The 12933-nt window shown below is 64.5% G+C and carries 13 protein-coding genes; 4 read left to right on the forward strand and 9 right to left on the reverse strand.

What is annotated here, in order from left to right; all coding sequences use genetic code 11:
* The first annotated feature begins 99 nt into the window (after nt 1–99).
* The 3 genes from ACN0T5_RS05925 to ACN0T5_RS05935 all read left to right on the forward strand — a co-directional run bounded on the left by ACN0T5_RS05925 (nt 100) and on the right by ACN0T5_RS05935 (nt 2905).
* Nucleotides 100–795, forward strand: coding sequence for a CoA transferase subunit A (locus tag ACN0T5_RS05925; RefSeq protein ID WP_417767702.1), 696 nt, complete (start codon nt 100–102; stop codon nt 793–795).
* A 17-nt stretch (nt 796–812) separates the two neighbouring features.
* On the forward strand, nt 813–1448 hold the full coding sequence (locus ACN0T5_RS05930) for a CoA transferase subunit B (RefSeq protein WP_417767703.1): 636 nt from the start codon (nt 813–815) through the stop codon (nt 1446–1448).
* Nucleotides 1449–1651: 203 nt separating this feature from the next.
* Nucleotides 1652–2905, forward strand: coding sequence for a diguanylate cyclase (locus ACN0T5_RS05935; protein WP_417767704.1), 1254 nt, complete (start codon nt 1652–1654; stop codon nt 2903–2905).
* Nucleotides 2906–2932: 27 nt separating this feature from the next.
* Here the strand turns inward: ACN0T5_RS05935 and ACN0T5_RS05940 are convergent, their stop codons facing one another.
* Complete coding sequence (locus ACN0T5_RS05940) at nt 2933–3682, reverse strand: SDR family oxidoreductase (protein WP_417767705.1); 750 nt, start codon at nt 3680–3682, stop codon at nt 2933–2935.
* 35 nt (nt 3683–3717) lie between these two features.
* The gene (locus ACN0T5_RS05945; protein WP_417767706.1) at nt 3718–5187 is read right to left on the reverse strand and encodes an aldehyde dehydrogenase family protein; all 1470 of its coding nucleotides are present in this window, start codon (nt 5185–5187) and stop codon (nt 3718–3720) included.
* Between the two features lie 255 nt (nt 5188–5442).
* Between ACN0T5_RS05945 and msrA the strand changes: the two genes are divergently transcribed.
* Nucleotides 5443–6033 (forward strand): peptide-methionine (S)-S-oxide reductase MsrA, encoded by a 591-nt coding sequence (msrA, locus tag ACN0T5_RS05950; RefSeq protein WP_417767780.1) that lies wholly within the window; start codon nt 5443–5445, stop codon nt 6031–6033.
* Between the two features lie 39 nt (nt 6034–6072).
* Here msrA and ACN0T5_RS05955 read toward each other — a convergent pair whose 3' ends face one another.
* The 7 genes from ACN0T5_RS05955 to ACN0T5_RS05985 form a co-directional block, all read right to left on the reverse strand.
* Complete coding sequence (locus ACN0T5_RS05955; RefSeq protein WP_417767707.1) at nt 6073–7281, reverse strand: lytic murein transglycosylase; 1209 nt, start codon at nt 7279–7281, stop codon at nt 6073–6075.
* 86 nt (nt 7282–7367) lie between these two features.
* On the reverse strand, nt 7368–8372 hold the full coding sequence (locus ACN0T5_RS05960) for an NADP-dependent oxidoreductase (RefSeq protein ID WP_417767708.1): 1005 nt from the start codon (nt 8370–8372) through the stop codon (nt 7368–7370).
* A gap of 37 nt (nt 8373–8409) precedes the next feature.
* A complete protein-coding gene (locus ACN0T5_RS05965) occupies nt 8410–9042 on the reverse strand; it encodes an NUDIX domain-containing protein (RefSeq protein WP_417767709.1) in 633 nt (210 codons plus the stop codon).
* Nucleotides 9043–9118: 76 nt separating this feature from the next.
* Nucleotides 9119–9931 carry a ferredoxin--NADP reductase gene (locus ACN0T5_RS05970; RefSeq protein ID WP_417767710.1) on the reverse strand — a complete coding sequence of 271 codons (813 nt, stop codon included), beginning with the start codon at nt 9929–9931 and terminating at the stop codon, nt 9119–9121.
* A gap of 80 nt (nt 9932–10011) precedes the next feature.
* A complete protein-coding gene (locus ACN0T5_RS05975) occupies nt 10012–10536 on the reverse strand; it encodes a DUF934 domain-containing protein (protein ID WP_417767711.1) in 525 nt (174 codons plus the stop codon).
* A 2-nt stretch (nt 10537–10538) separates the two neighbouring features.
* A complete protein-coding gene (locus tag ACN0T5_RS05980) occupies nt 10539–11285 on the reverse strand; it encodes a phosphoadenylyl-sulfate reductase (RefSeq protein ID WP_417767712.1) in 747 nt (248 codons plus the stop codon).
* Nucleotides 11272–12927 carry a nitrite/sulfite reductase gene (locus ACN0T5_RS05985; protein WP_417767713.1) on the reverse strand — a complete coding sequence of 552 codons (1656 nt, stop codon included), beginning with the start codon at nt 12925–12927 and terminating at the stop codon, nt 11272–11274. Before ACN0T5_RS05985 ends, ACN0T5_RS05980 begins: the two co-directional genes overlap by 14 nt.
* Between the last annotated feature and the right edge of the window lie 6 nt (nt 12928–12933).

Here is a 12933-nt window from a genome sequence, read left to right on the forward strand (position 1 = left end):
TGACGAACGGTTCATATTGCCAGGCGGGCCTGTGCCCGAAACCCAAGCGACCGGCGGATGCAACCGATTGCATGGAGACGCTGATGCGAGGAGATGCCCATGAGTAAAATCTACCCCGACGCGGCCGCCGCGCTTGAGGGGCTGACGTTCGACGGAATGGTTGTGATGGCCGGCGGCTTCGGCCTTTGCGGCATTCCGGAGAACCTGATCTCAGCCCTTCGCGACAGCGGCGCCAAGGATATCACCGCCATATCGAACAATGCCGGCGTCGACGACTTCGGTCTCGGCCTGCTCCTCCAGACACGCCAGATCAGCAAGATGATCTCGTCCTATGTCGGCGAGAACGCGACCTTCGAACGGCAGTATCTGAACGGCGAGCTTCAGCTTGAGTTCAACCCGCAAGGCACGCTTGCCGAGCGTATTCGCGCCGGCGGCGCCGGTATCCCGGGCTTCTACACCAAGACCGGCGTCGGCACGCTGATTGCCGAGGGCAAGGAGCACAAGGATTTCAACGGCGAGACATACATCATGGAAACCGGCCTGGTCGCCGACGTTTCCCTGGTCAAGGCGTGGAAGGCCGACAAGGAAGGCAACCTGATCTACCGGAAGACCGCCCGCAACTTCAATCCGATGATGGCCACGGCCGGCCGCAAGACGCTGGTCGAAGTGGAAGAGATTGTCGAGATTGGGGAGCTCGATCCGGACAACATCCATACGCCTGGCATCTTCGTCGACCGCATCATTCTCGGCCAGCACGAGAAGCGGATCGAGAAGCGCACCACCCGCACCGCCTGAGCACAAGGAGAACAGACATGGCCTGGACTCGCGACGAGATGGCTCAGCGCGCCGCGCAGGAGCTGGAGGACGGTTTCTACGTCAACCTCGGCATCGGAATTCCGACGCTGGTTTCCAACTACATTCCCCAGGGCGTGCACGTCACGCTCCAGTCCGAGAACGGCATGCTCGGCATGGGTCCCTTCCCGACCGACGACGAGGTCGATCCCGACCTCATCAACGCCGGCAAGCAGACGATCACGGAACTGCCGCAGACGAGCTATTTCTCCTCGGCCGACAGTTTCGGCATGATCCGCGGCGGCCATATCGACCTGTCGATCCTCGGCGCCATGGAAGTGTCCGAAAAAGGTGACCTCGCCAACTGGATGATCCCGGGCAAGATGGTCAAGGGCATGGGCGGCGCGATGGACCTGGTCGCCGGCGTCAAGCGCGTCGTGGTGATCATGGACCACACCTCGAAAGGCGGTGATCCGAAGCTGCTCGAGGAATGCACCCTGCCGCTGACGGGAGTGCGCTGCGTCGACCGCATCATCACCAATCTCGGCGTCTTCGACGTGACGGAAGACGGCTTGACGCTGGTCGAACTTGCCAGCGGCGTCACTGCCGAAGAGGTGTTGGCGAGCACCAAGGCGAAGCTGACGGTTCCTGCCTGATACCGTTGCCGAAAATCCGGCGGAGCGGGCAATTGCCGCTCGCTCCGCCAAGTTTCCAAAACAACCCCGCCGTCTTTCCTTGCGCTAATTTCTGCCAGACCCGCAATTGACCGCAGGGCACCAAACGATATTCGGTAAACGCTTCCTTTACCCCTGTTGCGCAATTCTATCGGTTCCCGGGACGCGATTTGGACCAAAGGCATATGGGACAAGTATTGCTTGTAGAGGACACCTCGTTCTTCGAGCGCGTCATCCGCCGCCAACTCAGCGAACTTCACGGGCTCGAGGTTGTGTCCGCCACCAACCGCGCCGAGGCCGAGGCCCTGCTCGCCAGGCCCGATTTCAATCCGGTCGTCGCACTGGTCGATCTCACGCTTCCCGATGCCCCTGACGGCGAGATCGTCGACGTGACACTCGCTGCGAACCTGCCAACCATCGTGTTTTCGGGGCGGTTCGACCAGACACTGCGCCACACCCTGCTCAACAAGGGTATCGTCGATTATATCCTGAAGGACAGCCCGGCCAGCCTCACCTATCTGACGACCCTCGTGCAACGGGTCTGCGCCAACCGCGATATCGATGCGCTTGTTGTCGACGACAGCCGGGTCGATACCGAGGTGATTGTCCGTCGCCTGTCGCTTTACCAGTTGCGTGTGCATACGGCGTCGAACCATCAGACCGCGATCGAGATGCTCGACAAGATCGAGAACCTGCGACTGGTGGTTCTCGACTATGTCCTGCCGAGCGTCGACGGCTTCGAGGTTCTACGTGCGATCCGGGGACGTCACGGCATGAATGAACTGGCCGTCATCGGTCTTTCGGGCCAGGCCGGACCCGAGATCATCGCACGGTTCCTGAAGTCCGGTGCCAATGACTTCCTGCCCAAGGCCTGCACACCGGAAGAGTTCATGCTGAGGATTTCACAGAACCTCGACATGCTCGATCGTATCCGGACGCTCTCGACGATGGCTCACGGGGACGCGCTGAGCGGCCTGTCCAACCGTCGTCACCTGTTTTCGGAAGGCAGCGCCCTGTTCGACCGCAGTCGGCGCAGCGGGAACATCGTATCGGTCGCTGCAATCGACATCGACAAGTTCAAATCCGTAAACGACCTTCACGGGCACGAGCAGGGCGACGAGTTGATCCGCCTGTTCGGCGGCATACTCCGCGATACCTGCCCAGGCCGAGGTTTTCCGGCCCGTCTGGGTGGCGACGAGTTCTGTGTGCTTCTCCCGGATCTTTCCGAGGCGGATTGCGTTGCCTTCATCAACAAGGTGAGAAGCCAGTTGGCCGAAATCACCGGCCCCAACGGGGCGCTGAAATCGCTCGGCCCGGTGACGATCAGCGTGGGCGTATCAAGCGGCACCGAGGCGAACCTCCATGCCGCTCTCAGGATTGCCGACATGCGCCTCTATGAGGCCAAGCATGGCGGCCGCAACCGGACGGTCGCCTCCTGACATCAGGATGCGCCGGCGGGGAACCGCTCAAACGCAGCGACCGCCATCCACTTCCAGCGCCACACCGGTGATGAAGGCTGCCTCGTCGGAGGCAAGCCACAGTGCCGCCCCGGCCATGTCGTCGGGCCGCGAGAGCCGGCCGAGCGGGATCGACGCCTGGAATTGCGCCCGCTTCTCCGGCGTATCCTCTCCCATGAAGAGATGCAGCATGCCGGTTTCGCCGGCGACAGGGCAGAGCGCGTTGACGCGGATATTGTCCGGCGCCAGTTCCACCGCCATGGATTTGCTGGCGGTGATCGCCCAGCCCTTGGAGGCGTTGTACCAGGTCAGACCGGGGCGCGGGCGCAGTCCCGCGGTCGACGCCGTGTTGATGATCGACCCGCCACCGCGCTCGCGCATCATGGGAACGGCAACCAGGGCCGCGAGGTAGATCGCCTTGGCGTTCACCGCGAGGATGCGGTCGAACATCTCCTCGTCGATATCCAGCATCGAGCCGTTGCGATGGGTATAGCCGGCATTGTTGACCAGGATATCGAGGCCGCCGAAAGTCCCGGCCGCTGCGCACATTTCCCGGACATCCGCCATGACGGCGACGTCGGCCCGCACGCCGCGCGCAGCCGGGCCGATCTCCGCCGCGACCCGCTCCGCCGCCTCGCCGTTGATGTCGGCGACGACAACACTGGCGCCTTCCCCGGCAAACCGCCTGGCGATGCCCTCGCCGAACCCGGATCCCGCGCCGGTCACGACTGCGACCTTGCCCTCAAGTCTTCCACTCATTCCCGACGCTCCTTCCGGCACCCGATAGCCTGCGCTCAACCGTGATTGACGACGATGGTCTTCAGCGCCGAGAATTCGCGCAGGGCCTCGAAACCCTTTTCGCGACCATGGCCGGACTTCTTGAATCCGCCGAAGGGAAGCTCGACACCGCCGCCCGCGCCATAACCGTTGATGAAGACCTGGCCCGAGCGCACCGCCCGCGCAACGCGCATCGCCCGCGCCGCGTCTCGGGTCCAGACACCCGCCACAAGCCCGTATTCCGTGCCATTGGCGATCCGCACCGCTTCGGCTTCGTCGCGAAACGGGATAACCGCGAGAACCGGACCGAAGACCTCCTCCCGCGCCAAACGTGCATCGAGCGGAACCGGGCCGTAAATCCGCGCGGGAACATAGAACCCGTTTTGCGGGCTGTCCGGCGCCACCGTCCCTTCCGCGATAAGCGGCACCCCGGCCTTCGCCGCATCTTCCGCAAAGCCGGCAACCCGGCGTGCCTGTGCGGCGTTGATCAGCGGCCCAAGATCGAGATCGCGGTCATGCGGCCCGCTGACGAGCGACCGAAAGCTCTGGCGCAACCGCTCGACGACCGTGTCGAGGTGGCTTGCCTCGACGAGCAAGCGGCTGCCGGCGGAACAGGTCTGGCCGCAATTCTGGATGATGGCATTGAGGACAACCGGCAGCGCAGCCTCGAGATCCGCATCGGCGAAGAGGATCTGGGGCGACTTGCCTCCAAGCTCCAGAGTACAGCCGATATGGTTCTTCGCCGCCGCGGTCTGGATCAGCGTTCCGACCTCGGGCGAGCCGGTGAAGGTGAGAAAATCGAGGCCCGGATGGTTCGAAAGCGCCGCTCCCGCCTCCTCGCCAAGGCCCGTGACCACGTTCCACACACCGGCTGGCAAACCTGCCTCAAGCGCCAGCTCGGCGATCCTGACAACGGAAAGGCAGGCATCCTCGGCCGGCTTCATCACCAGGGTGTTGCCCATGGCAAGCGCGGCACCGGCAACGCGCGCCATGATCTGCGCCGGGTAGTTCCACGGCACCACCGAGCCGACAACGCCATGCGGTTCGCGCAAGGTCATGGCCAGGAAGCCGGTCTGAACAGGCAGCGTCTCGCCGGTCACCTTGTCCGCGGCCCCGCCATAGAACTCGAAATAGCGCGCGGCAGCGACGATGTCCGCCCGGCCCTGCCTGAGCGGCTTGCCCGTGTCCCGGGACTCCAGCGCGGCCAGTTCATCCTCGTTCTCGCGGATCAGCGTTGAAAGCCGCGACAGGATCCGGCCACGCTCGACAGCCGGCGTTGCCGGCCATCCGCCCTCGTCAAAGGCGCGGCGCGCTGCCACGACCGCCCGGCCGACATCAGCCGCGTCGCAACGAGGGACGGTCGCGAAGACCTCGCCGTCGCTCGGGCAGACCATCTCGATGCGGCCACCGGTGACCGAGGCGGCCACTTTGCCGTCAATCACAGCCTCATAATGGGTGATGTTCGTCTGCAAGGCCCGCGCTCCCATTTGTCATATGATTGCAAGCGTTGCCGGACCGTAGCCGATGGCCCGGGACCCGGCAATCAGCTCATGTCCATTTCCACATCCCGAGGATGTGAAGTCGATGACGCTTGATCGCAAGCCCGGTTGCACCAAACTCCCCGGATGAAAAGAGGCATCAAACGGGAGACGACCATGCAAGCCAGCAGACGCACAAGGCGCGGACCAGCCGGATGCCGGCGGCATGCCCGGACGCTGGCGGTGCCCGCCATTGTCGCTCTCATGCTGCAGCTCGGCGGGGGAGGCATGGCGCGCGCGGCGGACGCTGAGACCGCTGTTTTCGCCGGAGGCTGCTTCTGGTGCGTCGAGGCCGACTTCGACAAGATCCCCGGCGTTGTCGAGACCGTGTCCGGTTACACCGGCGGCCATACGCAGGACCCGACCTACAAGCAGGTAACAGGCGGCGACACCGGCCACTTTGAGGCGGTACGCGTCAGGTTCGACCCGGACAGGGTCAGCTACGCGGATCTTGTGTCCGCACTTCTGAGAAGCGTCGACCCGACCGACGACGGCGGCCAGTTCTGCGACCGCGGCGCGTCCTACCGCACGGCAATCTTCACGCAGGACGACAAGCAGCAGCAGGTGGCCGAGGCACGGAAGGCGGAGGCGGCAACGCAGCTCGGCACAGAAATCGTCACTCCGGTCCTGCCCGCCGGTGTCTTCTATCCCGCGGAAGACTATCACCAGGATTTCTACGAGCGCTCGCCGCGCCGCTACACCTACTACCGCTGGTCCTGCGGCCGCGACAAGCAGGTCAAGAAGATCTGGGGAACGGATGCCTACAAGGGTATTCCCGGCAAGCCGGAGAGCTGATCGCGGCAAGCAGCCGTTTGAGGACAGGCCGGCTGCGTGCTATCTGCCCCCCAGCGCCTTGTAGATCCGCTGGCCCGGACGACCGGTCGGGGGAAAACCGAAACGGGCTTCCGCCTGCCGGATTCCCTCCCGCGTTGCCGCACCCACCCTGCCATCGGCCTCACCGATGTCGTATCCGGCGCGCAGCAGCAGCTTTTGCAGTTCAAGCCGCTCGGCCCGGGACAGTCCGGGATCGGAGGTCGGCCAGTCGACCTTGAAGGCCCCTCCCCCGCGCAGCCGGTCGGCGAGGTGCGAGATGGCCAGCGCGTAGCTCTCGGCGACATTGTAGGAATAGATCGCGTTGAAATTCTTGAAGACGAGGAAGGCCGGTCCCTCCGCGCCTGCCGGCAGCAACAGTCCCGCATCTGCGTCACCGACCAGCTCGCCGCCATCGAGATGGCGGATCCCGCGTTTGCCCCATGCCGTGACACTTGCCCGCGTCTTTCGCCCGGACGGACCGCTGTAGCCCTTCGGCAGCTTCACCTCGTAGCCCCAGGGCATGCCGGTGACCCAGCCGGCCTTCTTGAGGTAGTTGGCGGTGGAGGCAAGCGCGTCCGGCACCGAGTTGACGAGGTCCTTGCGGCCATCGCCGTCGAAATCGACGGCGAGGCGCCGGTAGGTGGACGGCATGAACTGGGTCTGGCCAAACGCCCCCGCCCAGGATCCCTGGAGATCGGACAGACGGACGTCCTTGCGGTCGACGATCTTCAGGATCTCGATCAGTTCCGAACGGAAATACTTGGCGCGGCGTCCGGCGCAGGCGACATTGGCAAGCGCGTGCGGGACGTGAAAATCCCCCCTGAACTGGCCGTAATCGCTCTCCACACCCCAGACGGCGACCACGATATGGCGATCGACGCCATATCGTTTCTCGACATTGGCAAGGGTCGTCGCATGACGCTTCAGCATCGCCCGGCCGTCCTCGATGCGCGCTTCATCGACGAGGAAGGCAAGATAATCCCAGATCGGGGTCTTGTATTCGGGCTGGCTCGTCGAGAACCGCACCGCCTTCTCGTCATAGGCAACGCCCTGCAAGGCGGCCTCGACGGTCGGCCGGCTCACCCCCGCCTTGATCGCCTGCGCCCGGATCGCGGCGACACAGCTGTCGAGGGACGCGGCGGCGGGTCCCGTCAGGCCGGCCCACACGCCCACCGCACCGGCCAGAACGGCCGCACCAAGTCTGACATTGCCAACAACGCTCCGACGCATCGCGTCTCCCCCAGCCTCAACGATCACAGGCAAGGCCGATTTGGCCGCGCGTTCTTGTCAGCACGATGGCGGAACACGCGGCTGGATCAGACCCTGAGGCTGAGCTTGCCGAAGTTCCCGCCCGTATAGAGAAGGTTCAGCGTCTCGGGGAAGGCATCAATGCCGCCGTCACGGACATCCTCGCGGAAACGAAGCTTTTCCTGAACGATCCATTGGGACAGGTCGGCCAGCGCGATCGGGTTTTCGCGTGCGAAGTCGAAGACGATGAAGCCCTGCATCCTGAGCCGCATGGTCAGCAGGAACCGGAGATTGGCGGGTCCCGGCGGCGGAGTGGTGGCCGTATAGGCGGAGATCAGCCCGCAGACAGCGATCCGGCCAAACGGGTTCATCAGGGGAAGCACCGCGTCAAGGATCGGCCCGCCGACATTCTCGAAATCGACATCAATGCCGTCCGGGCAGGCAGCGGCAAGGTCGGCGGCGAGATTGCCCGCCTTGTAGTCGACAGCCGCGTCGAAACCGTCCTCCTCGACAAGGGCGCGGCATTTCTCGGTGCCGCCGGCGATACCGACAGCCCGGCACCCCTTGATCCTCGCGATCTGTCCGACGATCGAACCGACGGCACCCGACGCAGCGGAGACGACGACCGTGTCGCCCTCCTTCGCCTCGGCAACGCGCAGCAGCCCGAAATAGGCCGTCAGGCCCGGCATGCCGAGACCACCGATCCAGGTTTGCAGCGGCGCGATGGATGTATCCGCCCGCTGGACGCCCTTGCCGTCGGAAATCGCGTGAGTCTGCGCCCCGAACAGGCCGACAACGGCATCGCCCTCATGAAAATCCGGATGGCGGGATGCCTCGACCGTTCCGGCGGAAAAGGCGCGCATGACGTCGCCAAGACCCACCGGTGGCACATAGGAGCGCCCGTCGTTGACCCAGCCGCGCATCGCCGGATCGAGCGAAACATATTGCGCACGGACGCGGAACTCGCCCTCGCCGGGTTCGGGCACCGCCTCGTCACGGATCTCGAAACAGTCCGGGCTCACGAGACCGGGGGCAGGACGGTTGACGAGACGCACGACACGGTTCATCGGCATGGGCAGTTCCTCGAGGTTTGCGGGCGGGGGGCGCAGGTTACGAGAAAAGCTCCGGATGGCGCAACTGCAGCGCCTGAACCAGCAGCATCGTCTTGGCATCGGCGATCTCGCCGGCACTTACGAGCGCGGCAAGTTCGGCCAGGGGGCGTTCCAGCACCACGATATCCTCGCCTTCGTCGGCAAGGCCGCCGCCGCCGGAAACACGGTCGCCGGCACCATAGGCTCCCAGATACAGGCTCAGCTTTTCGGTCATCGCGCCGGGAGAGGCGAAAACATCGCCGACATGCACCATCTCCCGAACCGAGATGCCGACTTCTTCCGCCACCTCCCTTCGGGCGGCCGCCTGCGCATCCTCGCCGGCATCGATATGCCCTGCCGGAACCTCGGTGAGGTAGCCGGCGTGATCTCCGCGAGCAAAAAGCGGGACCCGCAATTGCCGCGCCAGCGTCGCCACACGGCGTACCGGATCATAGGGGAGGATTGCGACCACATCCGTGCGGGTCTGGTATTCGCGCGAGATGGTTTGCGTGCCGCCATCCGCGGTTGTGTGTTCGACCGTCATTTCACGGTAGCTGCCAAACCCCTCGAAAAGGGTCTTCCGGTCGATCACACGGACCGCATCCTGCCGGGTGCCGTCCGTTGCCAGTTCCCCATCATCACGTTCGTTCATGGAACCCCTCATGGTATCGCGCGTGTCGACACTCATGTCAGGCACCGGGGCCCAGTGCAAGCGTGCCTCAGCGGCATCAGCCGACGAAGGCGCGCTCGATCACGAACTCGGCCGGCCGGTTGTTGGCACCCTCGGTCAGGCCGGCGGCCTCGAGCAATGCCTTGGTGTCCTTCAGCATGGCCATCGACCCGCAGATCATCGCCCTGTCGACGGCAGGATCGAGCGGCGGCACGCCAAGCTTCCGGAAAAGCTCGCCGTTTTCGATCAGCGTGGTGATGCGGCCCATGGTTTCGTAAGGTTCCCGGGTCGTCGACGTAAAGAGCCGCAAGCGCTCGGCGGCGTATTCGCCGATCAGCGGATCTTCCCTGGTCGCGGCCACTGTTTCCTTCGAATAGGCGAGTTCCGGGACGAAACGGCAGGAATGGGTGACGATCACCTCGTCGAACTTCTCGTAGGTCTCCGGGTCGCGAATGAGACTGGCGAAGGGCGCGAAACCCGTGCCGGTCGAGAACATGTAGAGGCGCTTGCCGGTGATCAGCGCGTCGTTGACAAGCGTTCCGGTCGGCTTCTTCTTCATCAGGACCTTGTCGCCGACCTTGATCTTCTGCAGATGCTGGGTCAGCGGGCCGTCGGGCACCTTGATGGAGAAGAACTCAAGCTCCTCGTCCCAGGACGGCGACGCGATGGAATAGGCCCTGAACACCGGCTTCTCGCCGGTTGCCAGGCCGATCATCACGAATTCCCCGGACCGGAAGCGGAAACTTGCCGGCCGCGTCATGCGGAAACGAAACAGGTCGTCCGTATAGTGCTGGACTTCGGTCACCGTCTCGGCGGTGGCACCAGCAGGAACGGCGTCCGCAAGATCGCCGGCAAGATTGACCACATTCATCCGCTTCATCCTCAAGTCTGTCTGGGAACATCCATGGAGCGTGTCGCGCGCCAGAATAGCCGCCTGACCGTGTTCCGGCATCAGGAAAGCTGCGCACCGGACGGGCGCCGCGCCCAGTACCTGGCACCGGCGGGCACCTCGTCGGAGCGCTCCGAGGGTTGAAGGTATAGAGGCACGCCAACATCATGACCAGCCTCGAGCGCCCGGATCGTCGGCTCGTTGGAGACGGCGAAACTGTCGAAGCCGACGCGCCGCATCAGCGGAATCTGGTCGAGCAGCACATCGCCAACCGCCCGGACCTCGCCCGTGAAACCGAGACGTTGGCGCAGCAGGCGGGCCGTCGAATAACCACGTCCGTCCGAGAACTTCTCGAACGCGACCGCCACCAGCTCCAATCCGGGAAGATATGCGGCAAGGTCCTGCGGGTCTTCGTGGGCCTTCACCAGCACCGCGAAACGCGGCTCAGCGCGCCCCGCTCCGGCCAGTTCCAGGAACCGCGCGAGCGGCAGGATGACGCGCCCCGTTTCCGGCACCGCGTCCTCGTCACCGAGCATCAGCCAGTCATCGGCGACAAACCCGCCGGCACGATAAAGTCTTGCGGCCATCGTCAGATCCCCGCTCCTTGTTCGTTTTCAAGCGGCAACGCGAAATGGATGCCGCATTCGGTCTTGTCCTGCCCGCGCCAGCGCCCGGCGCGCGGATCCTCGCCTTCGGCCACCGGGCTGGTGCAGGGCATGCAACCGATCGACGGATACCCCTTCGCGACCAGGGGATGGGGCGGAAGCCCGTGCTCCAGGACATAGGCCCGCAAGTCCGAAGGATCCCAGTCCGCAAGCGGATTGACCTTCACCCGGCCACCTTCCGCCTCGAACAGCGGGATGTCGGAGCGGCTGCTCGCCTGGAACCGCTTGCGACCGGAAATCCAGGCATCGAAGCCCTTCAGGCCACGAGCCAGCGGCCGCACCTTGCGGATCTCGCAGCAGGCGTTCGTGTCACCCATCCAGAGCATGCCGGCCGGATCGGACGCTTCGAGGTCGCCCGGATCCGGTGTCAGCGTCCGCACATCGTTCAGCCCGAAGCGCTCTACCAGTTCGTCGCGATAGCGCAACGTGTCGGGAAACAGCTTCTTCGTGTCGATGAACAGCACCGGGATGTCCGCATCGACCCGGGAGACGAGATGCAGAAGCACCGCCGCTTCGGCGCCGAAGGACGAGACCATCGCAAGCCCGTCGCCATAGCGTTCGCGCGCCGCGGCGATGACCTCCATGGCAGAAGCTCCCTGGTGGCGCTGCGCCAGCGCAAGCGCCTCGAATGCCGCATCCGGTTCGGACAGCAGGGCTTCAGGCTGTGCCATAGAGAGCCTCCTTGAAGGGCGCGTCGCCGACCCGGCGATAGGCGGCGAGGAAATCCTCGGCCGGATCGCTCCTCAGGCCGACATAGGCGTCGACGACCTTCTCGATGGCGTCGACAATCTCGTCGTAGGAAAAGCCGCGCCCGATGATCTCGCCAACGGACGTGTTTTCATCGGCCGAGCCGCCGAGGGTGATCTGGTAGTATTCCTCACCCTTCTTCTCCACACCGAGGATGCCGATATGGCCGACATGGTGGTGGCCGCAGGCATTGATGCAGCCCGAGATCTTGATCTTCAGGTCGCCAATGTCCCGCTGCCGCTGCAGCGAGGCAAACCGCTCGGAGATGCGCTGCGCGACCGGGATCGAGCGCGCGGTGGCAAGCGCGCAGTAGTCCATGCCCGGGCAGGCGATGATGTCGGTCACCAGACCCGCATTGGCATCGCCGAGACCGGCTTCCACAAGTGCTGCATAGACGGCCGGAATGTCGGACTTGCGCACATGCGGCAGGACAAGGTTCTGCTCGTGGCTGACGCGGATCTCGTCATGGCCGTAGCGCTCGGCGAGGTCGGCGACGAGTTCCATCTGCTCCGCCGTCGCATCACCGGGCGCCTTGCCGACCGGCTTCAGCGAGATCGTGATGCTGGCGTGGCCGGCACTGTGATGCGCGTGGACATTGCGCTCGGCGAAGGCCGCCAGCGCCGGATCGGCGGCGACGGCCTGCTCGAACGCCGTGTCATCCGCGCCGGCGCCAAGCTCCGGCGGCGCGAAATATCCCACGATACGGTCGATCTCGGCTTGCGGCAGGTCGAGCGCCCCGCCCCGGATCTCCTCGAATTCCCGCTCGATATCGGCCTTCAGCGTTTCCAGGCCGGTCTCGTGCACGAGGATCTTGATGCGTGCCTTGTACTTGTTGTCGCGGCGGCCGTAGCGGTTGTAGACGCGCAGGATCGCCTCGCTATAGGCAAGCAGGTCTTCCTCGGGCAGGAAGTCCCGGACCTTGCGTCCGACCATCGGCGTGCGGCCCAGACCGCCACCGACAAAGACGGTGAAGCCGATATTGCCGTCCGCGCCTCGCACGGCCTGCAGGCCGATGTCGTGCACCTGCACCGCCGCCCGGTCATGGGGGGCACCGGTGACGGCGATCTTGAACTTGCGCGGCAGGAACGAAAATTCCGGATGCAGCGACGACCACTGGCGCAGGATCTCGGCATAGGGACGCGGGTCGACGATCTCGTCGGCGGCGGCGCCCGAGAAGTGATCGGCCGTCACATTGCGGATGCAATTGCCCGACGTCTGGATGGCGTGCATCTCGACCTCGGCAAGCTGCGCCAGGATGTCGGGAATGTCCTTCAGCCGCGGCCAGTTGAACTGGATGTTCTGGCGGGTGGTGAAATGGCCGTAGCCACGGTCATACGTGCGCGCGACATGGGCGAGACGGCGCATCTGCCGGGAATCCAGCGTGCCATAGGGAATGGCGATCCGCAGCATGTAGGCGTGAAGCTGCAGATAGACGCCGTTCATCAGCCGCAAGGGCTTGAACTGGTCCTCGGTCAGATCGCCGGCAAGCCGCCGCCGCACCTGGTCGCGAAACTGCTCGACCCTTGCCGAAACGAAATGCGCATCGAATTCGTCGTAGCGGTACATCGCTGT

Origin of the sequence: Stappia sp. (genome assembly GCF_048261845.1) — a bacterium.
In the GTDB taxonomy this organism is placed as follows: Bacteria; Pseudomonadota; Alphaproteobacteria; order Rhizobiales; family Stappiaceae; genus Stappia.